Annotated in this window: 16 protein-coding genes; 10 read left to right on the top strand and 6 right to left on the bottom strand. The window is 74.6% G+C overall.

From position 1 onward, the window contains the following. Positions 1 to 29: 29 nt before the first annotated feature. Positions 30 to 329, top strand: coding sequence for a hypothetical protein (locus tag ACWDD9_RS29310; RefSeq protein ID WP_234348721.1), 300 nt, complete (start codon positions 30 to 32; stop codon positions 327 to 329). Positions 330 to 398: 69 nt separating this feature from the next. On the opposite strand, the gene ACWDD9_RS29305 is transcribed toward ACWDD9_RS29310, so the two are convergent. Continuing rightward, complete coding sequence (locus ACWDD9_RS29305) at positions 399 to 5,111, bottom strand: ATP-dependent helicase (protein WP_449813213.1); 4,713 nt, start codon at positions 5,109 to 5,111, stop codon at positions 399 to 401. A gap of 159 nt (positions 5,112 to 5,270) precedes the next feature. Between ACWDD9_RS29305 and ACWDD9_RS29300 the strand changes: the two genes are divergently transcribed. The 7 genes from ACWDD9_RS29300 (at position 5,271) to rny (ending at position 12,888) form a co-directional block, all read left to right on the top strand. After that, the gene (locus ACWDD9_RS29300) at positions 5,271 to 6,782 is read left to right on the top strand and encodes a S8 family serine peptidase (protein WP_449813212.1); all 1,512 of its coding nucleotides are present in this window, start codon (positions 5,271 to 5,273) and stop codon (positions 6,780 to 6,782) included. A gap of 92 nt (positions 6,783 to 6,874) precedes the next feature. After that, a complete protein-coding gene (locus ACWDD9_RS29295) occupies positions 6,875 to 7,465 on the top strand; it encodes a GNAT family N-acetyltransferase (protein WP_449813211.1) in 591 nt (196 codons plus the stop codon). Continuing rightward, the gene (locus ACWDD9_RS29290; protein ID WP_117489691.1) at positions 7,462 to 7,656 is read left to right on the top strand and encodes a DUF3046 domain-containing protein; all 195 of its coding nucleotides are present in this window, start codon (positions 7,462 to 7,464) and stop codon (positions 7,654 to 7,656) included. Before ACWDD9_RS29295 ends, ACWDD9_RS29290 begins: the two co-directional genes overlap by 4 nt. Positions 7,657 to 7,774: 118 nt before the next feature. After that, the gene (locus ACWDD9_RS29285; protein WP_449813210.1) at positions 7,775 to 8,920 is read left to right on the top strand and encodes an AI-2E family transporter; all 1,146 of its coding nucleotides are present in this window, start codon (positions 7,775 to 7,777) and stop codon (positions 8,918 to 8,920) included. Positions 8,921 to 9,115: 195 nt separating this feature from the next. After that, positions 9,116 to 10,228 carry a recombinase RecA gene (gene recA / locus ACWDD9_RS29280; RefSeq protein WP_049659177.1) on the top strand — a complete coding sequence of 371 codons (1,113 nt, stop codon included), beginning with the start codon at positions 9,116 to 9,118 and terminating at the stop codon, positions 10,226 to 10,228. Between the two features lie 4 nt (positions 10,229 to 10,232). Then, on the top strand, positions 10,233 to 11,285 hold the full coding sequence (recX, locus tag ACWDD9_RS29275; RefSeq protein WP_449813209.1) for a recombination regulator RecX: 1,053 nt from the start codon (positions 10,233 to 10,235) through the stop codon (positions 11,283 to 11,285). A gap of 133 nt (positions 11,286 to 11,418) precedes the next feature. Next, positions 11,419 to 12,888: a ribonuclease Y gene (gene rny / locus ACWDD9_RS29270; RefSeq protein WP_117489695.1), complete on the top strand. Its 1,470-nt coding sequence runs from the start codon at positions 11,419 to 11,421 to the stop codon at positions 12,886 to 12,888. A gap of 28 nt (positions 12,889 to 12,916) precedes the next feature. On the opposite strand, the gene ACWDD9_RS29265 is transcribed toward rny, so the two are convergent. From ACWDD9_RS29265 to ACWDD9_RS29245, 5 genes are all read right to left on the bottom strand, one after another. Next, positions 12,917 to 14,632: an FAD-dependent monooxygenase gene (locus ACWDD9_RS29265; protein ID WP_375877268.1), complete on the bottom strand. Its 1,716-nt coding sequence runs from the start codon at positions 14,630 to 14,632 to the stop codon at positions 12,917 to 12,919. Positions 14,633 to 14,754: 122 nt separating this feature from the next. Beyond that, on the bottom strand, positions 14,755 to 15,603 hold the full coding sequence (locus ACWDD9_RS29260; protein WP_117489699.1) for an amino acid ABC transporter permease: 849 nt from the start codon (positions 15,601 to 15,603) through the stop codon (positions 14,755 to 14,757). Next, positions 15,600 to 16,250: an amino acid ABC transporter permease gene (locus ACWDD9_RS29255; protein WP_049655583.1), complete on the bottom strand. Its 651-nt coding sequence runs from the start codon at positions 16,248 to 16,250 to the stop codon at positions 15,600 to 15,602. The genes ACWDD9_RS29260 and ACWDD9_RS29255 overlap by 4 nt, the downstream gene beginning before the upstream one ends. 53 nt (positions 16,251 to 16,303) lie before the next feature. Beyond that, entirely contained in the window at positions 16,304 to 17,212 is a 909-nt protein-coding gene (locus ACWDD9_RS29250; RefSeq protein WP_074005695.1) for a glutamate ABC transporter substrate-binding protein, read from the bottom strand. Positions 17,213 to 17,333: 121 nt separating this feature from the next. Further along, a complete protein-coding gene (locus ACWDD9_RS29245; protein WP_049655580.1) occupies positions 17,334 to 18,107 on the bottom strand; it encodes an amino acid ABC transporter ATP-binding protein in 774 nt (257 codons plus the stop codon). A 391-nt stretch (positions 18,108 to 18,498) separates the two neighbouring features. Between ACWDD9_RS29245 and ACWDD9_RS29240 the strand changes: the two genes are divergently transcribed. After that, positions 18,499 to 19,257 (top strand): response regulator transcription factor, encoded by a 759-nt coding sequence (locus tag ACWDD9_RS29240; RefSeq protein ID WP_449813208.1) that lies wholly within the window; start codon positions 18,499 to 18,501, stop codon positions 19,255 to 19,257. 6 nt (positions 19,258 to 19,263) lie between these two features. Continuing rightward, positions 19,264 to 20,697: a sensor histidine kinase gene (locus ACWDD9_RS29235; protein ID WP_416875279.1), complete on the top strand. Its 1,434-nt coding sequence runs from the start codon at positions 19,264 to 19,266 to the stop codon at positions 20,695 to 20,697. The last annotated feature ends 2 nt before the right edge of the window (positions 20,698 to 20,699 follow it).

The raw sequence follows: 20,699 nt of genomic DNA, 5'->3' as shown, positions 1-20,699 counted from the left end.
TGCCCGGGGCGAGCGAAGGGAGGGCGGTCGTGCGAACAGACGCGCAGACGCGCCCGATGGCCCGAATACGGGCCCGGGCGCGGCTGTTCCTCCGGGTACGGCGTCCGGTGCGGTGGGTGCTGGCGGCCTCGGCGGCCGGGCTCGCCTGGTGGCTCCTGGTGGTCCGGGGACAGCTGACCGACGGTGCGGCGCTGGGGCTGCTCGTGGCCGGCGGCTGGGGACTCGGTCTCATTCCGGTCCACGCCGACTGGAACGCGACCGGACCGGCCCGGCGCCCGCGCGCGGAGCCGGCGGGACCGGTGGAGGTACAGCCACCGCCGATCGGGTGATGGACGTGGCCGGAGGCCGCGGGGTCGACGACCCCGCGGCCTCCGGCGTCCTACGGGTGCCGCCGTGGTTCAGGGGCGCAGGCGCAGGCCGCGCGGGGTGGCGTGGAAGCCCGCCTCCTCCAGCGCGCGGCCGAGGGCCGAGCCCAGGGCGGGCTCGCCGTTGGCCCGTTCGACCGTGACGCTGCCGAGCGCGCCCTCCCGGACGGCGGCCGCGAGCGCCCCGGCCGCCAGTGCCCGGGTGGCCTCGTCCTCCGGCCAGGCCAGCAGGGACTTGCCGCCGCGCTCGACGTACAGCGCCGGCTCGCCGTCCACCAGGACCACCAGGGCGCCCGCCTTGCGGCCCGGGCGGTGGGCGGTGGGCTCCTTGCCGTCGGGGGCCGCCGGCGGGTCGGGCCAGGGCAGCGCCGCGCCGTAGGCGTTGGCCGGATCGGCGGCGGCCAGCACCAGCGTCTGCGGCGGCTCGCCCGCCGGGGCGGCCGGCCACTCGGCCGCCCGGGCCCGCTCCAACCGGCGGTTCACCGAGCGCAGCCGGTCGGCCGCGCCCTCCATGGCGAACTGGGCGCCGCCCAGGCCCTCGACGAAGTAGCCCCGGCGGGCCCGGCCGCGCTCCTCCATCGCGGCGAGCACCCGGTAGACCCCGGCGAAGCCGCCGGGCACCCGTTCGGCCGCCACCGCGCCCCGGGTGAGCAGGCCGTGGCGGTCCAGCAGGTTCTGTGCCTGGGCGGTGGCCCGGACCGTCGGGTCGGCGGCGAAGGCGGGCAGCAGCGACCAGCGGCCGGCCACCGTCGGCGGGCCGCTGCGCAGGGCGCCGCCGACCCGGCCGAAGGCGCGGCCGGCCCCGCCGTAGCGGCCGCGCGGGGTGGACCGGGGCGCGCGGTGGGCGGTGGCGCCCGCCGTCCGGCCGGAGCCGAGCAGGGCGCGCAGCGGGGCGAGGGTGTCGTTGGTGACGAAACCGGCCCAGACCAGGTCCCAGAGCGCCTCGACGACCTCCGGCTCGGCGGTCTCCTCCGGGAGCTGCTGGACGAGTTGGCGGAAGAACAGGCCGTAGCCGCCGGCCAGCGCGGACAGCAGCGCGCTGTGCACCGGGGTGAGCGCGGGCGGGACGGGCTCGGGGCGCAGCAGGTGGGCGTTCTCGGCGAGGTGCAGGCTGAGCCAGCCGTCCTTGCCGGGCAGGGCGCCGGCCCCGCACCAGCCGATCTCGCCGGCCGCCATCAGCTCGTCCAGCAGGCCGGGGGAGTAGTCGGTGAGCCGGGCCGGGAGGATCAGCTTCTCCAGCGCGGAGGCGGGCAGGGCGGTGCCCTGGAGCTGCTCGACCACCCGCAGCAGGCCGTCCGGGCCGCGCAGCCGGTGGCCGGCCAGGTGCTGCCACTGCGGCAGGAAGGCGGCCAGGGCGCGCGGCGGGACCGGCTCGACCTCGTGGCGCAGGGCGGCGAGCGAGCGGCGGCGCAGCCGGCGCAGCACCTCGGCGTCGCACCACTCGGGGGCGGTGTGCCACTCGGGGTCGGTCTGGCTCCCGGCGGGCCTGAAGTGGCCCTGGACCAGGCGGCCGGCGGCGGTCAGGCGGTGCAGGGTGCCGGTGACCACGGCGGTGCCGAGGCCGTAGCGGGCGGCGGCCTCGGCGGCGGTGAACGGGCCGTGGGTGCGGGCGTGGCGGGCGATCAGATCGCCCAGCGGGTCCTTGACCGGCTCGGTGAAGGCCTCCGGGACGCCGACCGGCAGCGGGGTGCCCAGCGCGTCGCGCAGCCGTCCGGCGTCCTCGATCGCGGCCCAGCGGCGCTCGCCGGCGATCCGGACCTGGATCACCCGGCGGGCGGCCTCCAGCTCCAGGGCCCAGAGCGGCTCGGCGCCGCGGACGGTCAACTCGGCCTCGGAGAGCGGGCCGAGCAGGCGCAGGGCGTCGGCGACGCCCTCGGCGTCCTTGAGCCGGCGCTCGGGGGTGAGGCGTTGGAGCTCGGCCTCCAGTTCGGCGAGCACCCGCGGGTCGAGCAGCTCGCTCAGCTCGGCCTGGCCGAGGAGTTCGGACAGCAGCCGGGAGTCGAGCGAGAGGGCGGCGGCGCGGCGCTCGGCGAGCGGGGAGTCGCCCTCGTAGAGGAACTGGGCGACGTAGCCGAACAGCAGCGAGCGGGCGAAGGGCGAGGGCTCGGGGGTGGTGACCTCGACCAGGCGGACGGCGCGGGACTCCAGATCGCCCATCAGCTCGACCAGGCCGGGGACGTCGAAGACGTCCTGCAGGCACTCCCGGACGGCCTCCAGGACGATCGGGAACGAGCCGTACTCGGAGGCGACTTCGAGCAGTTGGGCGGCGCGCTGGCGCTGCTGCCAGAGCGGGGTGCGGCGGCCGGGGCTGCGGCGGGGGAGCAGCAGGGCGCGGCCGGCGCACTCCCGGAAGCGGGAGGCGAACAGGGCGGAGCCGCCGACCTGGTCGGTGACCAGCTGCTCGATCTCGCTTGGGTCGAACAGGGTGGCGTCGGCGCCGACCGGGGCCTCGTCCTGGTCCGACTGCGCCGAGGGGCTGCCGAAGTCGAAGTCGAGGCTCAGCAGGTCGGCGTCGGGCAGGCGCAGCACGATGCCGTCGTCGGCGTGCATGACCTGCGGGTCCAGGCCGTGCTGCTCGCGCAGGCGGGCGCCGAGGGCGAGCGCCCAGGGGGCGTGGACCTGGGCGCCGAAGGGGGAGTGGACGACGATCCGCCAGTCGCCGAGCTCGTCCCGGAAGCGTTCGACCACGATGGTGCGGTCGTCGGGGAGGTGGCCGCAGGCGGCGCGCTGCTCGGCCAGGTAGTCCAGCAGGTTGGCCGCCGCCCAGTCGTCCAGGCCGGCCCGCTTGAGGCGCTCGGTGGCGGCCTCGGGTGGCAGGGCGCCCAGTTCGCGGGTGAAGGCGCCGAGGGCGCGGCCGAGTTCGAGCGGGCGGCCGAGCGTGTCGCCCTTCCAGAACGGGAGCCGGCCGGGGACGCCGGGGGCGGGGGTGACCAGCACCTTGTCGTGGGTGATCTCCTCGATCCGCCAGGAGGTGGTGCCGAGGGTGAACACGTCGCCGACGCGGGACTCGTAGACCATCTCCTCGTCGAGCTCGCCCACCCGTCGCCCACCACCACCCTTCTTCTCGGGGTCCGAGCCCGCGATGAAGACGCCGAACAGGCCGCGGTCGGGGATGGTGCCGCCGGAGGTGACGGCCAGCCGCTGGGCGCCGGGGCGGCCGGTCACGGTGCCGGCCACCCGGTCCCACACCAGGCGGGGGCGCAGCTCGGCGAAGGCGTCCGAGGGGTAGCGGCCGGCCAGCATGTCGAGCACGGCGTCGAAGGCGGACTGCGGGAGGGTCGCGAAGGGCGCGGCGCGGCGGACCACGGCGAGCAGGTCGTCCACCGGCCAGGTGTCCAGGGCCGTCATCGCGACCAGCTGCTGGGCGAGCACGTCCAGCGGGTTGCGCGGAATGCGCAGCGCCTCGATCCGGCCGGCCCGCATCCGCTCGGTGACCACGGCGGACTGGACGAGGTCTCCCCGGTACTTGGGGAAGAAGACGCCGGTGGAGACGGCGCCGACCTGGTGGCCGGCCCGGCCGACCCGCTGCAGGCCGGAGGCGACCGAGGGCGGGGACTCGACCTGGACGACCAGTTCGACGGCGCCCATGTCGATGCCCAGCTCCAGGCTGGAGGTGGCGACCACGGCGGGCAGCCGGCCGGCCTTCAACTCCTCCTCGACGAGCGACCGTTGCTCCTTGGAGACGGAGCCGTGGTGGGCCCGGGCGATGACCGGGGGCGCGCCCTTGGCCGCGCCCGAGCCGCCCATCAGCTCGGCCGGGGCGTGCGCCTCGGGGACGGCGGTGCCGGTGGCGCGCTCGTAGGCGATCTCGTTCAGCCGGTTGCACAGCCGCTCGGCCAGCCGGCGGGAGTTGGCGAAGACGATGGTCGAGCGGTGCGCCTCGACCAGGTCGACGATCCGCTCCTCGACGTGCGGCCAGATCGACGCCTGCCGCTGCGGGTCGGTGCCGGCGGCGCCGCCGGTGGCCGGGGCGGCGGGCAGGTCGTCCAGGTCGGGGACGGGGACGACCACCGAGAGGTCGAACTCCTTGGCGGCGGCGGGCTGGACCACGGCGGCGCCGCGCCGCGGGCTCAGGAAGCGGGCCACCTCCTCGACCGGGCGGACCGTCGCGGACAGGCCGATCCGGCGGGCCGGACGGTCCAGCAGTTCGTCCAGCCGTTCCAGGCTGAGCGCGAGGTGCGCGCCGCGCTTGGTGCCGGCGACCGCGTGCACCTCGTCCAGGATCACCGTGTCCACGCCGCGCAGGGCCTCCCGGGAGGCGGAGGTGAGCAGCAGGAACAGCGACTCGGGGGTGGTGATCAGGATGTCCGGCGGGTGGGTCGCGAAGCGGCGGCGGTCGGCGGCCGGGGTGTCGCCGGAGCGGATGGCGACCTGGACCTCGGGCTCGGGCAGGCCGAGTCGGACGGCGGCCTGGCGCAGGCCGGCCAGGGGGGCGCGCAGGTTCCGTTCGACGTCCACCGCGAGGGCCTTGAGCGGTGAGACGTACAGGACCCGGCAGCGGTGCCTCGGCTCGGCGGGGGGAGGGGTGCTGCTGAGCCGGTCGAGGGCGGAGAGGAAGGCGGCCAGCGTCTTGCCGGAGCCGGTGGGGGCGACCACCAGGACGTCCGTCCCCCGCTGGATGGCCTGCCAGGCCTCGGCCTGCGCGGCGGTGGGGGCGGAGAAGGCACCGGTGAACCAGGCCCGGGTGGCCGGGGCGAAGCCGGCCAGGGGGTCGTCGGCGGGCGGGGTCGGGTGCTGGGGCGCCATGCCCCCATGGTGCCGGGTGGGACCGACAAGCGGGGGTGGGCGGGAGGTTCGGAGGAGGGGTGCAAGCCGGGGAGCAGAAACCACAATCCGCTCATATGGTGAGGAATCGGATGAGTGATCCACCCGTGACCCACCGGACCGACGAGCGGAGACCGTGCGATGGCGCAGGCGCACCCGTCGGGCGGGCCCGCCCGACGCCGTCGGGTCCGCGGGCCCGCCCGGGCGCTGCTTGCGATGCTGCTGATGGCGCTCGTGGTGGGCGGCGCCGTCCCGTCTGTGTCCGGGGCGGGGCGGGCGTACCTCAGCTACCTGGTGCTGGCCGAGGGCGAGGACGCCGCCGGCGCCGCCCGGGCCGGGGCGGAGAGCCGGGCGGCGGGCGGGCAGGTGGTCCAGGAGTACCCGCAGATCGGGGCCGTGCTGGTGTACGCGACCGGCCCGTTCGCCGACCGGGTGCGGGCCCGGCCCGGGATCGCCGCCGTCGGGGCGACCAGGACCGCGCCGGTGGTCGCGCCGCCGCGGGCGGTGACGGGGGCGGGGGACTTCACGGCGGGGGCCGGGGCCGGTGGCCGGGCGGGCGGCGACCGGATGGACGGGGAGACCGTCACGGTGCCCGACCCGGGGGAGGCGGGCGCCTGGAACCTCGCCATGCTCGGCGGTGCCGCCCGCGGGGCGGCGGACGCCTCGGCGGTCTCCGGCGGTGCCGCACCGAGCGCCGACGCGCTGCGCGGGGTGCTGGTCGCGGTGCTGGACTCCGGGGTCGACGACACCCACCCGGACCTGCGGGCCGCCGTCGACCCGAAGGCCTCCGCCTCCTGCGCGGACGGCCGGCCCGACGCCCGCACCGGCGCCTGGCGGCCCGACCCCGGGGTGGTCGAGAGCGGCCACGGCACGCACGTCGCCGGGATCGTCGGCGCCACCCGGGACGGCCACGGCGTCACCGGGGTGGCGCCCGGGGTGCGGATCGCCGCCGTCCGGCTGCTCGGGCCGCTCGGGCAGTACTACGCGGAGAACATCGTCTGCGGCATGCTCTGGGCCGCCGACCACGGGGCGAAGGCGGTCAACAACAGCTACTTCGCCGACCCGTGGAAGTACAACTGCCCCGGGGACGCGGACCAGGCCGCGCTGATCGCGGCCGTCGGGCGGGCCGCCGGGTACGCCCGTCGGGCGGGGGCGGTGGTGGTCGCCTCGGCGGGCAACGACGGGCAGGACCTCGGCGCCTCGCGGACCGACGAGCGGAGCCCCAACGACCGGGTCTCGGGGCCGGCGCCCCTGCGTCACCTGGGCACGGAGTGCGTACGGCTGCCCGGTGAGCTGCCCGGGGTGGTCACCGTCACGGCGGTGAACCGGGACGGGCACCCGGCGGCCTACTCCAACTACGGGCGCGGACGGGTCTCGCTGGCCGCGCCCGGCGGCGACCCGGACGGCGGGCCGCAGGGGGCGGTCGTCTCCGACTGGCCGGACGGGCGGTACGCGGCGCTGGCGGGGACCTCGATGGCGGCCGCGCACGTGACCGGGGCGGTGGCGGTGGCGGCGGCCCTGCACCCGGAGCTGGGGGCGGACGGGTTGGCCGCGCTGCTGGCCGGGGCGGCGGCGCCGGGGTGCCCCCCGGGGCTCCTGGGCTGCGGGGAACGGCAGTACTTCGGGGCGGGGCTGCTGGTGCTGCCCCGGTGACGGGGGCGCGGGCCGCGCCCCGCGCGCCCGTCGGGTGGTGGGGCGGGGAAAAGCAGGTGACGGGGCGGTGGGACGGGGGTGAGGATCGGGGCATGGGTGATTCGGGTGCGGCCGTGTTCCTGACGACCGAGCGGCTGGTGCTGCGGCGCTTCACGACGGCGGACGCGGACCGGCTCGTGGAGCTGGACGGGGACCCTGCGGTGATGCGCTTCCTCACCGGGGGGAAGCCGAGTCCGCGGGAGTGGGTCGAGGGGGAGCTGCTGCCGCGCTACCTGGAGCACTACCGGCGCTACGGCGACCTCGGCTGGTGGGCGGCCGAGGAGCGGGCGGGCGGGGCGTTCCTGGGGTGGTTCGAGTTCCGGCCGACGCGGGAGGGGGAGCGCGGGGAGGTCGAGCTCGGGTACCGCTTGCGGCAGGCCGCGTGGGGGCGCGGCTATGCGACGGAGGGGGCGCGGGCTCTGGTCCGGCTCGGGTTCGCGGAGCTGGGGGTGGAGCGGGTGGTGGCGTACACCATGGAGGTGAACGCGGGCTCGCGGCGGGTGATGGAGAAGAGCGGGCTGTCGTACGTCCGCACGTTCCACGAGGACTACCCGGAGAAGATCCCGGGCAGCGAGCACGGCGAGGTCGAGTACGCGCTGACGGCCGGGGAGTGGCGGGCCCGGTCCGGGATACTTGGGGCATGAGGCTGACGGAGTTCTGGCGACGGATGTACGCGCACTTCGGGGAGGCGTACGCGGAGTCGTTCGCGACCGACCACGTGATGAGCGAGCTGGGCGGGCGGACGGTGCGGCAGGCGCTGGAGGCGGGCTGGGAGGCCAAGGAGGTCTGGCGGGTGGTCTGCGACACCCAGGGCGTCTCCGGGGTGCTGCGCTGACTGCCGGCCCCTCGGGGGCATGGGACAGACTGTTCGGGTGACAAATAGCGCGGAACAGAAGAATTCGGACCGGGACGCCGAGGGCGCTCCGGCGGGTGGGGGTCTGTGGGGCGGCGGGATGCCGCGTTGGCTGCCGCGGGCGATGGTGCTGTTCCTGGTGCTGGTGGGGGCCTTCCAGTTCGCGGACTGGGCGTTCCGGCAGCTGATCGACCTGTTCGTGATGCTGCTGGTGTCGTTCTTCCTGTCGCTGGCGCTGGAGCCGGCCGTGGACCGGATGGCCGCGCGGGGGGTGCGCCGGGGGGTCGGGACCTTCCTGGTGTTCGTGGCGGTCGGGGTCGCGGTGGTGGGCTTCCTCGCCGCGCTCGGCACGCTGCTGGTCGACCAGGTGGCGAAGCTCGCGGGGGACCTGCCGCACCTGGTCGACAACCTGATCGACTGGATCAACCGGACCTTCCACCAGGACCTCTCGCTGGGCGAGTTGCAGAATCGGTTGCTCAAGGATTCCGGCACCATCGAGACCTACGTCCAGCAGGCCGCCGACAACGCCTGGGGCGTCTCGTCCACCGTGATCGGCGGGCTCTTCAAGGCCTTCACGGTCGGGCTGTTCACCTTCTACTTCACCGCCGAGGGCCCGCGGGTGCGCCGGACGGTCTGTTCGATGCTGCCGCCCGCCAAGCAGGCCGAGGTGCTGCGGGCCTGGGAGATCGCGCTCGCCAAGACCGGCGGCTACCTGTACTCCCGGGCGCTGCTCGCGGTGGTGTCGGCCGCCGGGCACTGGGTGATGTTCGAACTGCTCGGCCTGCCGTACGCGGCGGCGCTGGCGGTCTGGGTCGGCGTCATGTCGCAGTTCGTGCCGACCCTCGGGACCTACCTGGCCGGGACGCTGCCGGTGCTGGTGGCGCTGACGGTGAAGCCCGTGGACGCGCTCTGGGTGCTGGTCTTCGTCGTGGTGTACCAGCAGATCGAGAACTACCTGCTGCAGCCGAGGATCACCGCGCGGACGGTGGACGTGCACCCGGCGGTGGCCTTCGGCTCGGTGATCGCGGGCGCGGCGCTGCTCGGCGCGGTCGGCGCGGTGATCGCGATCCCGGCGGCGGCGACGCTCCAGGGCTTCGTGGGGACGTACGTACGGCGGTACGAGGTGGCCACCGACCCGCGGATCGACCGGGGCGAGCAGCGGCGGGCCCGGCGGGAGCTGCGCCGGGAGGCGGCCCGGCGGCTGCGCCGGATGGTCGGCGGGGACGGGGCGAGGCGCGGGGAGTGACCCGGGGCGCCGCTCCCGGGGTGTCCCCGGGGGCGGCGGGGCCCGGACGTGCGACGCTTGAATCGAACAGATGTTCTTTGTACTCTCCGGCGTGGAGTTTTCCACAGGCGGAGCCCGGCCGGGCCCGTTTGTCAGTGGGACGCGCTAGCGTCGAGGACGATGAAGCGCACAGCACAGAACCCGAGGGAAAAAGCCATGGCAGGTACGGATCGCGAGAAGGCCCTTGAGACCGCGCTCGCCCAGATCGAGCGGCAGTTCGGCAAGGGCTCGGTGATGCGCCTCGGCGAGAAGGCCAACGAGCCGGTCGAGGTGATCTCCACCGGGTCCACCGCCCTGGACGTCGCCCTCGGGGTCGGCGGCATCCCGCGTGGCCGCGTGGTCGAGATCTACGGCCCCGAGTCCTCCGGCAAGACCACCCTGACCCTGCACCTGGCCGCCAACGCCCAGAAGGCCGGCGGCACGGTCGCGTTCGTCGACGCGGAGCACGCGCTCGACCCGGAGTACGCCAAGAAGCTCGGCGTGGACACCGACGCCCTGCTGGTCAGCCAGCCGGACACCGGTGAGCAGGCGCTGGAGATCACCGACATGCTGATCCGCTCCGGCGCGATCGACCTGGTGATCATCGACTCGGTCGCGGCGCTCGTGCCGCGCGCCGAGATCGAGGGCGAGATGGGCGACTCGCACGTCGGTCTGCAGGCCCGGCTGATGAGCCAGGCGCTGCGCAAGATCGCCGGTGCGCTGAACCAGTCGAACACCACCGCGATCTTCATCAACCAGCTGCGCGAGAAGATCGGCGTGATGTTCGGCTCGCCGGAGACCACGACCGGTGGCCGGGCGCTGAAGTTCTACGCCTCGGTCCGCCTCGACATCCGCCGGATCGAGACCCTGAAGGACGGCACCGAGGCGGTCGGCAACCGCACCCGCGTCAAGGTGGTCAAGAACAAGGTCGCCGCGCCGTTCAAGCAGGCCGAGTTCGACATCCTCTACGGCGTGGGCATCAGCCGCGAGGGCGGCCTGATCGACATGGGCGTGGAGCACGGCTTCATCCGCAAGTCGGGCGCCTGGTACACCTACGAGGGCGACCAGCTCGGCCAGGGCAAGGAGAACGCCCGCAACTTCCTGCGGGACAACCCGCAGCTCGCCGACGAGATCGAGCGGAAGATCAAGGGCAAGCTCGGCATCGGCCCGAAGGTGGAGGAGCCGGCCGAGGAGAGTGCCGAGGCCGCCGCCGACGGCGCGGCCAAGCCGATCACCGCGACCGCCACCAAGACGGCCGCGGCGAAGAAGACGGCGGCGGCCAAGGCCTGAGCCGTTGACGCAGTACGACACGGTGGGCGGCGGCCCGGCGGGCCCGGAGGACGACGACTACGGGCCGCCGGACTGGTTCGCCGCGGTCGCGGAGGAGGACGAGCACGGGCCGCCGGACTGGTTCGCAGCCGTCGCGGAGGAGCCCGAGCCGGTGGCCGCGAAGCCCCGGGCCTCGCGCTCCCGGCGCGGCCGTCCGTCCACCGCGCAGTGGGCATCCGGCGCCGAGCCGGAGTTCGACCTGGCTCCGACCCGGGCGGTGCGCGGCGCGGCGCCCGGGCCGGAGCCGGCGGAAACCCCGGTCGAGGCGCTCGGCCTGGTCTCCGCCTCCGAGCTGCCCACCGGCCGCCGGCGGCGGCGCTCGGCCCTGGAGGCCGAGCAAACCGAAGCGGCCGGGCCCGCTTCGACACCGACGGCCGTGGAGAGCGGCCGCGGCGGCGGCGAGGCGGCCGGTCACGGGGGTGTGGCCGCCTTGGCCTCCCGTCGCGACGGGCGCCGGGGCCGCTCCGGCACCGGGCTGCCCGGGGAGGAGGGCTCCGGCCGTACCTCCCGGAAGCAGGCCGAGGAGTCGGCCGACCCGGAGACCCGCGCCCGGGACATCTGCCTGCGGCTGCTGACCGGCGCCGCCAAGACCCGCAAGCAGCTCGCCGACGCCCTGCGCAAGCGGGAGATCCCGGAGGAGGCCGCCGACGCGGTGCTCACCCGGCTCGAAGAGGTCGGGCTGATCGACGACGCGGCCTTCGCCGCGGCCTGGGTGGAGTCCCGGCACGCCGTCCGGGGCCTGTCCCGGCGGGCGCTGGCCCAGGAGCTGCGCACCAAGGGCGTCGCCGCGGACCTGGTCGAGCAGGCCGTCGCCCAGCTCGACCACGACGACGAGACGGACGCGGCCCGGGCGCTGGTCGAGCGCAAGCTGCGGTCCACCCGGGGGCTGGACACCCAGGTGCGCACCCGGCGGCTGGTCGGGATGCTGGCCCGGCGCGGCTACTCCGAAGGACTGGCGTTCCGGGTGGTGCGCAGCGCGCTGGAAGAGGAGTGGAGTGAACCGTCGGGTCGGGAGTAGTGGCAGTTCTGTAGGTGTCTTGGAGTGGACCAGGTCAACTCTTGACCCTCCCGTGACCCCCACCTAGCCTCGCCTTCAGTGCCCGGGGCGCCTCCGGACGGCGGCGCGCGCGGCGACGGGGGAGTGGGCGGGAATGGGGATCTCGGCGGGCACCGGCCCGGGCGGCTCACTGGTGCCGGTCGCCGGATCGGCCGTGCTCCTGCTGCTGGTGGTCGTGGCCGCCGCCGGGCTGGCGATCAGGCGGCTCCGGGCGGCCCGGCGCGGCGCGCTGGCCGAGGCCGAGCAGGCCCGCCGGTGGGCCGAGGAGCAGTCCGCCCGGCAGCGGACCGAACTGGCCCGCCGCGAGGAGGACATGGCCGAGGAGCTGCGCAGGCTGCGCCGCCGGGAGGACGAACTGGCCGAGCGCTCCGCCGAGTTGGAGCAGTCCCGGGGCGAGGCCGAGGCGCTGGTCGCCCGGCGGGCGGCGGCGTTGGAGCGGGCCGCCGGGCTCTCCGCCGAGCAGGCCCGCGCCGAACTCCTGCGGGAGGCCGAGGACTCGGCCCGGCGGGAGGCCGCGGTCACCGTCCGGGAGATCGAGCGCGAGGCCCGGGAGGAGGGCGAGCGCCGGGCCCGGGACATCGTCGCCGGGGCGGTCCAGCGGCTGGCGACGGAGCAGACCGCGGAGAGCGCCGTCACCGTCCTGCGGCTGCCGAACGAGGACATGAAGGGCCGGATCATCGGCCGCGAGGGCCGCAACATCCGCGCGTTCGAGGCGGTCACCGGCGTGAACCTGATCGTCGACGACACCCCCGAGTCGGTGCAGCTGTCCTGCTTCGACCCGGTCCGCCGGGAGACCGCCCGGCTCACCCTGGAGCAGTTGGTCGAGGACGGGCGGATCCACCCGACCCGGATCGAGAGCCTGTACGAGCGCAGCCGCGAGGAGGTCGGGCAGAGCTGCGTCCGGGCCGGCGAGGACGCCCTGCTGGAGGCCCGGGTCGACGGGGTGCACCCCGAACTCGTCCGCACCCTGGGCTCGTTGCGCTACCGGGCGTCGTACGGGCAGAACGTGCTCGGGCACCTGCTGGAGTCCGCGCACCTGGCCGGGATGATGGCCGCCGAGCTCGGGGTGGACCCGGAGCCGGTGCGGCGCGCGGCGCTGCTGCACGACATCGGCAAGGCGCTCACCCACGAGTCGGAGGGCAGCCACGCCGCGGTCGGCGCGGAGCTCGCCCGGCGGTACGGCGAGTCCGCCGAGGTGGTGCACGCGATCGCCGCCCACCACAACGAGGTCGATCCGCGCACCGTGACGGCCGTGCTGACCCAGGCCGCGGACGGCTGCTCGGGCGGCCGGCCGGGTGCGCGCAAGGAGTCGCTGGAGCTGTACGTCCGGCGGCTGGCGCGGCTGGAGGAGATCGCGCGTTCGCACGAGGGCGTGGCCGAGGTGTTCGCGATGCAGGCGGGCCGCGAGGTGCGGGTGATGGTCCGTCCGGACGCGGTGGACGACCTCGGTGCGGAGCTGATCGCCCGTGAGGTCGCCCGCCAGGTCTCCACCGAGCTGACGTACCCGGGCCAGATCCGGGTGACGGTGGTCCGCGAGAGCCGGGCCACGGCGGTGGCCGGCTGAGACCGTGGCCCGCCGCGGCCCGGAGGCCTCAGCTCGGGGAGTCCACCTGCTGGGGCGAGGGCTGCTCGGCCGGGTCGGGCGCCGGGCCGAGCGTGGCCGGGCCGCCGCGGGCGCGGTCGGCGAGGGCGAGCAGGTCCTCGGCGACGGCCCCCTGGGTGGTGCCGACCAGGTGGCCGTCCGGGCGGATCAGCAGGACGGTGTGCGGCCCGGCGCCCGGGTAGTCCTCGGTGACCAGCACCTCGGCGGGGACGGGCAGCGCGGCGGCGACCTCGGCGAGGCGGGGCATCAGGCCGGCGCCGAGCCAGTGCTCGGAGGACCAGACGGCGGTGCCGGGGGCGACCAGCAGCAGCAGGAAGGTGGTGCCGAGCCGGGCGTGCAGGTGGTCGGGGGTGCCGTCGTCGGCGAGCACCGGCAGGTCCGGGACGAGTACGCCGGGGGCGGTGGCGGGCAGCAGCTCGCTGAGCGAGGTGGTGCCGCGCGCGCCGCGCTGCACCGGGACCCGGGCCGGGACGCCGGAGGGCGCCGCCGGGTAGGCGGGCGCGCCGCCGAACCGGCCGGTGCCGAGCTGGCCGTCGGCGAGCAGCGGGGCGTGCTTGCGGAAGCCGCCGACCAGCAGCGAGCGCCGGGTCTGCTGCCAGCCGCGCAGCGGGCGCAGCAGCGGCATGGACTGGTCGACCGCGCGCAGCCGGGCGCCGACCGCCCCGCGCCGCTCGGCCTCGTAGCCGTCCAGCAGGGAGCCGCCGGGCTGCGGGCCGCCGGAGTGGAGGTGCCAGGCGAGGGCGAGCCGCCAGGCGAGGTTGTCGGCGTCGCGCAGCCCGTCCGCGAGGTTCTGCATGCCCAGCGCGCCGTGCAGGTGGGCGGCGTCGCCGGCCAGGAAGCAGCGGCCGCTGCGGAAGCGGGCGGCGAGCCGCTGCTGGGCGGTGTGGTCGGCGGCGGCCAGCAGTTCGAAGCGGGGCAGTTCGCCGCACCAGCCGGTGAGGGTGGAGGTGACCCGGGTGAGCAGGGTGTCGCCGGTGACGATGCCGGGCCAGGTGGCGTGCGGGTCGACGGTCTCGGTGGCGGCGGGGCGGCCGGGGGGCAGCCGCCAGTCGAGCCGCCAGACGCCGTCCGGCAGCGGACGGGCGGAGGCCTCGCGGTCGCCCCGCCACGGGGGCTCGCGGTGCAGCCGGGCGCCGTCGAAGGGCAGGTCGACCCGGACGGTGGCGATGGCGTTGCGGTCGACCGCCGGGCGGCCGGGGAAGCGGATCTTCAGGAGCTTGCGGACGGTGGATCTGGCGCCGTCGCAGCCGACCAGGTGGCTGCCGCGCCACCAGGTGGCGGAGCCGTCCTGGGTGCCCGTGGTGCGGAGGCTGACGCCGTCCCGGTCCTGTTCGAGTTCGACGACCCGGTTGAGCGGGACCAGCCTGATCAGCGGGGTGCCGGTCAGGGCGTCGCGCAGCCCGCGCTGGAGGCGGTGCTGGGGCAGGTGGTAGGTGGGCGAGTCGGTGAGGTCGATCCGCAGCACCTCCTGGCGGCGGCGCCAGACGGCGAAGGAGTCCCACAGCGCGGAGTCCGAGACGGCCCGCGGGTAGCCGATCCGGGTCAGGAAGGCGGCGGTGTCGGCGCCGAGGACGAGGCTGCGCGGGCCTTCCGGGCAGAGGCCGGAGCCCTCGTCCAGGACGATGGTGGGGACCTCGTGCCGGGCCAGGGCGAGGGCCAGGGCCAGACCGACCGGTCCGGCCCCGACCACGATCACCGGGTCCATGAGGGAACCTCCGGGCACGAACCGGCCGATCGGCCGGCGTCAGTTACCGCTGCCGCATATGCCGCGTGGATGCTCCCGGGAGGTGTCACGAAGAGCAATGCAACAGTTCGCCTGCGTGTCCGTCAAGCAGAAGCTGAAGTGCGCCGGTTCGCGCCGCGACGGCCGCGTGCTTCGATCCAGCGTGCGAGCGCGGTCAACAGGAGGCACATCGCGATGTAGATCGGTCCGATCACCAGCACCACGGGGATGTAGGGGAAGCCCGCGGCGTTCATCGGCTGGCTGGCGATCTTCTTGCCGATGAACAGCAGCTCCTGGTAGGTGATGATCAGACCGAGCGAGGTGTCCTTGAGGGTGACGACCAGCTGGCCGATCATCGAGGGCAGCATCGAACGGACGGCCTGTGGCACCAGGATCGACGTCATCACCTGGGTCTTGCGCATGCCGAGCCCGTACGCCGCCTCGCCCTGGCCGCGCGGGACGGCGTTGACGCCGCTGCGGATGATCTCGGCCTGGACCGCCCCGTTGTAGAGGGTGAGGCCGAGCACCAGCGCCCACATCGACTCCTTGGCGAAGAAGGCGTAGTAGAGCCCGACGATCAGGATCAGCAGCGGCATCGCCCGGAAGAACTGGGTGAAGGCCGTGCAGAACCAGCGGACCGGCTTGTGGTCGGAGAGCTGACCGGCCGCCAGCAGGGCGCCCAGGGCGAGCGAGAAGACCGCCGCCAGCCCGAAGGCCTTCAGGGTGGCCAGCAGGCCGTCCAGGATCATCTGCTGGACGAAGTTGTACTGGAACGGGTCCCACAGGTCGGGGTCGAACTGGCCGTTGTCGTTCAGCGCGGTGAAGACGTACCAGAGGAGACCGGCGATGCCGAGCACCGAGAGGACGCCGAACGCGCGGTACCGGGTGCGGGCCTTCGGGCCGGGGGCGTCGTAGAGGACGCTGGCCGAAGCCTGGCGGTTCAGAACACTCATCGGGCCACCGCCAGTCGGGATTCCAGGAAGCGGAAGAACGTGGCGATCGTCGCGCTGATCAGCAGGTAGGCGCAGGCCACCCAGAAGAAGATGGCGAAGATCGAGAAGCCGCGCTCGGAGAAGGTCTGCTGGGCGCTGTACAGCTCGGAGACGCTGAACGCGCCGGCGATCGCCGAGTTCCTGGGCAGGGCGATGAACACGCTGCTCATCGGGCCCAGGACGGTCCGGGCGGCCTGCGGCAGGACGACCAGGGTGAGGGTCTGGCCGAAGGACATGCCCAGGCTGCGGGCGGCCTCCGCCTGGCCGAGCGGCACGGTGTTGATGCCGGAGCGGATCACCTCGCAGACGAACGAGGCGGTGTACCCGCCGAGCGCCAGCACCGCGAACACCAGGTGGCTGAAGTGCACGCCCAGCGGCGGCAGGCCGAAGGTGACGGCGAAGAACAGCAGGGTCAGCGGGGTGTTGCGGAAGAGCGTGACCCAGGCGGTGCCGAAGGCGCGCAGGACCGGCACCGGGGAGACCCGGAAGGCCGCCAGCAGGGTGCCCAGCAGCAGGGCGAGCAGAGCGCTGAGCGCGCTCACCTCGATCGTCTGTAGGAAGCCGTCGCGGAACAACGCGAAGTTGTCGTCCTCGAACAGGAACCCCATCCGGCGGCCCTCCTCTCAGTTCATGGTCGGGAAGTCGACGTACGGCGGGCGGGTCAGTAGCGCTCGAGGGCCGGGACGTCCGGCGCGGCGGAGCCGGAGGCGCCCAGGGTCGCGTCGTAGGCCTTCTTCCAGTCGCCGTTGTCCTCGTGGGCCTTGAGGGCGTCGCTGATGGCGTCGCGCAGCGCCTTGTCGTCCTTGTTGAGGCCGACGCCGTAGTTCTCCTTGGTGAACGGCTTGCCGACCACCTTGAGCTTGGGGGCGTACTTGGAGGCGTAGCCCTTGAGGATCGCGTCGTCGGTGGTGACCGCGTCGACCTCGCCGGACATCAGCTTCTCGACGCAGGCCGAGTAGGTGTCGAACTGCGTGACCTTCGGGTTGTACTGCTGGATGTTCTTGATCGAGGTCGAGCCGGTGGCGGTGCAGACGTTCTTGCCGCCGGTGCTCTCCGCGCCGGTGATCGTGGTGTTGTCGGCCTTCACCAGCAGGTCCTGGCCGGCGATGTAGTACGGGCCGGCGAAGGAGACGCTCTTCTTGCGCTCGTCGTTGATGCTGTAGGTGCCGACGTAGAAGTCGATCTGGCCCTTGGCGATGGCCGGCTCGCGCTGCGAGGAGACCAGGGTCTGCCACTTGATCTGCTGCGGGGTGAAGCCGAGGTCGGCGGCGATCATCTTGGCGATCTCGATGTCGAAGCCGCTGCGGTCGCCGCTGGCGACGTCCTCCCAGCCGAGGTTCGGCTGGTCGGCCTTGGCGCCGATGATCAGCTGGCCGCGCTTCCTGGCCTCGGCGAGGACCGCGGAGTCGACCTTGACGTCGGTCTTGACCGTGTAGGTCGGCAGCGCCGGGGCGGCGCTGCCGCCGCTGCTCGCGGCGGTGGTGCCGGGGGTGCCGTCCTTGCCGCAGGCGGCGGTGGCGGTGAGCGCGACGGCACAGAGCGCGACGGCGAGGGTGCGGGACGTCCTCATGAGGGTTCTCCTGGGGGTGGGCCGCGGTGTCAACCGGGCTCTGGCGTCTGGAAGGCGTTGCACGGCGGGACCGGCCGGCACCGGTGACGATGCCGGGGGCGGCCCCGCTGGTCTCGAAGCGTCAGTGGTGGAGGATCTTCGAGAGGAAGTCCTTGGCGCGGTCGGAGCGCGGCGCGGTGAAGAAGGCGTCCGGGGTGTTCTGCTCGACGATCTTCCCGTCGGCCATGAACAGCACCCGGTTGGCGGCGGAGCGCGCGAAGCCCATCTCGTGGGTGACCACGACCATCGTCATGCCGTCCGCGGCCAGTTGGCGCATGACCTCCAGCACCTCGTTGACCATCTCCGGGTCCAGCGCCGAGGTGGGCTCGTCGAAGAGCATCACCTTGGGCTTCATCGCCAGCGCCCGGGCGATCGCCACGCGCTGCTGCTGGCCGCCGGAGAGCTGGGCCGGGAACTTGTCCGCCTGCGCGCCGACGCCGACCCGCTCCAGCAGCTCCCGGGCGGTCTTCTCGGCCTGCGGGCGGGGCACCTTGCGCACCTTCACCTGGCCGATGACCACGTTCTCCAGCACGGTCTTGTGCGCGAACAGGTTGAAGCTCTGGAACACCATGCCGACCTCGGCGCGCAGCCGGGCCAGCTCCTTGCCCTCGTCGGGCAGCGGCCGGCCGTCGATGGTGATCGTGCCGGAGTCGATCGTCTCCAGCCGGTTGATCGTCCGGCAGAGCGTCGACTTGCCCGATCCGGACGGGCCGATCAGTACGACCACCTCGCCCTGGGCGATCCTGAGGTCGATGTCCTGCAGCACGTGCAGCGCGCCGTAGTGCTTGTTGACCTTGCTCAGCACGACCAGGGGGGCGGCTGCGGTGGTTGAGTCCTCGACCGGGCTCTCGGTCATCGCGCCTGCTCCCTCTGTCGTCGAATAACGCCTGCCCGAGAAGTCTCAACTCCCTTGGGAGGCAGTGGTGGTGCGAATCCGGGGGCCGCGGCCGGCGGAGCCGCAGCCCCCGGTGGGCCGACCTTAGGAGCCGTGACCGTTCGCCGTCAGCCGATCTGAGCGGAACTTGAGGATCACGAAACGGCCACGCGTCGCCCACGCGCTGTTCGCGCGGGCGCCGACGGGGCATGTCACAGCGGGAATCCGCTCCGGTGCTCCCCGTCCCCCACGGGCCCGGTGCGCGGTCGAACCTGGCGTCGGGCCGTTCACTGGCTCATACTGCGCAGGACCGGGACCTGACCGATCGGCCCGGTGATCACTGGTGATCAGGTGGGGGAAGGAGGAGAACAGGATGCGACTTCTGCTCGTCGAGGACGACGAACGCGTGGCCGCCGCGCTGGTCGCGGTGCTGGGCCGGCACGGCTTCCAGGTCCGGCACGCCCGCAGCGGGCACGAGGCGCTGGACGCCCTGGTGCCGGACGGCAACGAGCCGTACCGCGTGGTGCTGCTCGACCTCGGGCTGCCCGACCGCGACGGCTTCGAGGTGTGCAGCCGGATCAGGGCCGGCAGCGGCGTCCCGGTGATCATGGTCACCGCCCGCGCCGACGTCCGCTCCCGGATCCACGGCCTCAACCTGGGCGCCGACGACTACGTCACCAAGCCGTACGACATGGGCGAGCTGCTCGCCCGCATCCACGCCGTGGCCCGCCGCGGCGCCGCCCCCGCCGCGGTGCCGGTGCCCGCGCCCGACACCGTGCCGCAGCAGCGCGGCCCGCTGGAGTCCCGCGGCATCCGGATCGACCGGGAGCGCCGCCGGGTCAGCGTGGACGGCCGCGACGTGCCGCTCACCCGCAAGGAGTTCGACCTACTGGCGCTGCTCGCCCAGAGCCCGGGCGTGGTCTACCGGCGCGAGCAGATCTTCAGCGAGGTCTGGCGCAGCGGCTGGGAGGGCAACGGGCGCACCCTGGAGGTGCACATCGGCTCGCTGCGCAACAAGCTGGCGCTGCCCGGCCTGGTCGAGGCCGTGCGCGGGGTCGGCTACCGGCTGATCCCCGACTGTCCGGCGCCCGCCGCCCCCGCCCCGTCCGCCCCCGCTCCCGCGGAGCACTGACCGCACGTGCGCACCCGCCTGCTCGGCATCCTGATCGCCCTCATGCTCTGCGTCCTGGCCGCCCTGGGGCTGCCGCTCGCGGCGGCGGTCGCGGCGGCCGAGCAGACCAAGGTCGTCGTCGACCGGCTCGACGACGCCGCCCGCCTCGCCCAGGACCTGCCCACCTCCGGCGCCGCCGACTCCGCCCGCAAGGGCGAACCGGAACCCGCCCCGGGCGACCTCAGCCGGCAGCGCGCGATCCTCTCCGAGGTCCGCCGCTACCACGACCTGTACGGCGTCCGCCTGGGCATCTTCCAGCGCGACGGGGTGGCGATCGCCGCCGCCCCGGAGGACTGGCGGGTGCCCGGCGAGGGCTGGGGCGCCCAGGCCTTCCAGGAGGCGCTGGACGGGCGGCGCAGCCACAACCCGCCGCAGGTCTGGCCGTGGACGCCGGACCGGACGATCATCGTCGCCGCCCCGGTGGTGCGCGACGGCGACGTGGTCGCGGTGGTGCTGAGCGAGTCCCCGACCGAGGCGCTGCGCACCCGGGTGCTGCACAAGTGGCTGGTGATCGTCGCGGGCGAGGCCGCCGCGATGATCGTCGCCGTGCTGCTCGCCGTCCGGCTCACCGAGTGGGTGCTGCGCCCGGTGCGCACTCTGGACCGGGCCACCCACGACATCGCCACCGGCCGGATGGCCGCCCGGGTCGCCCCCGGCGGCGGACCGCCCGAACTCCAGCGGCTGGCCCGCTCGTTCAACGAGATGGCGGACCACGTGGTGCTCGCCATGGACCAGCAGAAGGCCTTCGTCGCGGACGCCTCGCACCAGCTGCGCAACCCGCTGTCGGCCCTGCTGCTGCGGGTCGAACTGCTCGGCCTGGAACTGCCCGAGGGCCACGAGGAGGAGCTCAGCGGCGTACGGGAGGAGGGCGTCCGGCTGGCCCGGGTGCTGGACGACCTGCTCGGGCTGGCCACCGCCGAGCACGCCCGCCCCGAACCGGAGCGCACCGACCTCGCCGAGCTCACCCTGGCCCGGGTCGACGCCTGGCGGCCGGCGGCCGAGCAGCGCGGGATCACGCTGCGCTGGGACGGCCCGGCGCTGGCGATCGGGATGGCCGACCCGATCGGCTTCGGCTCGGCCCTGGACGCCGTGGTCGACAACGCGCTCAAGTTCGGCCCGCCCGGCAGCGAGGTGCGGCTGCGGGTCGCGGTGCGCCGGGACGAGGTCGCGGTGACCGTCACCGACGCCGGGCCCGGCCTCACCGAGGACGAGCTGTCCCGGGCCGGGGACCGGTTCTGGCGCAGCCCGCGGCACCAGAACGTGGACGGTTCGGGGCTCGGGCTGTCCATCGCCCGCACCCTGCTGGCGGCCGGCGGCGGCACGCTCGGCTTCGCGCCGGTCAAGCCGACCGGGCTCGCGGTGACGCTGGCGGTGCCCCGGCCGGAGAAGCCGGAGAAGTAGCC

It is taken from the genome of Kitasatospora sp. NPDC001119 (genome assembly GCF_053598475.1).
Note: the sequence above shows the minus strand (reverse complement) of the source record. Positions and strands in the feature narration are given on the sequence as shown.

Coding starts and splice junctions, on each gene's coding strand:
- ACWDD9_RS29305 (WP_449813213.1), bottom strand. CDS start 5,111: ATGGCGCCCCAGCACCCGACCCCGCCCGCCGACGACCCCCTGGCCGGC.
- ACWDD9_RS29300 (WP_449813212.1), top strand. CDS start 5,271: ATGGCGCAGGCGCACCCGTCGGGCGGGCCCGCCCGACGCCGTCGGGTC.
- ACWDD9_RS29295 (WP_449813211.1), top strand. CDS start 6,875: ATGGGTGATTCGGGTGCGGCCGTGTTCCTGACGACCGAGCGGCTGGTG.
- ACWDD9_RS29290 (WP_117489691.1), top strand. CDS start 7,462: ATGAGGCTGACGGAGTTCTGGCGACGGATGTACGCGCACTTCGGGGAG.
- ACWDD9_RS29285 (WP_449813210.1), top strand. CDS start 7,775: ATGCCGCGTTGGCTGCCGCGGGCGATGGTGCTGTTCCTGGTGCTGGTG.
- recA (WP_049659177.1), top strand. CDS start 9,116: ATGGCAGGTACGGATCGCGAGAAGGCCCTTGAGACCGCGCTCGCCCAG.
- rny (WP_117489695.1), top strand. CDS start 11,419: ATGGGGATCTCGGCGGGCACCGGCCCGGGCGGCTCACTGGTGCCGGTC.
- ACWDD9_RS29265 (WP_375877268.1), bottom strand. CDS start 14,632: ATGGACCCGGTGATCGTGGTCGGGGCCGGACCGGTCGGTCTGGCCCTG.
- ACWDD9_RS29260 (WP_117489699.1), bottom strand. CDS start 15,603: ATGAGTGTTCTGAACCGCCAGGCTTCGGCCAGCGTCCTCTACGACGCC.
- ACWDD9_RS29255 (WP_049655583.1), bottom strand. CDS start 16,250: ATGGGGTTCCTGTTCGAGGACGACAACTTCGCGTTGTTCCGCGACGGC.
- ACWDD9_RS29250 (WP_074005695.1), bottom strand. CDS start 17,212: ATGAGGACGTCCCGCACCCTCGCCGTCGCGCTCTGTGCCGTCGCGCTC.
- ACWDD9_RS29245 (WP_049655580.1), bottom strand. CDS start 18,107: ATGACCGAGAGCCCGGTCGAGGACTCAACCACCGCAGCCGCCCCCCTG.
- ACWDD9_RS29240 (WP_449813208.1), top strand. CDS start 18,499: ATGCGACTTCTGCTCGTCGAGGACGACGAACGCGTGGCCGCCGCGCTG.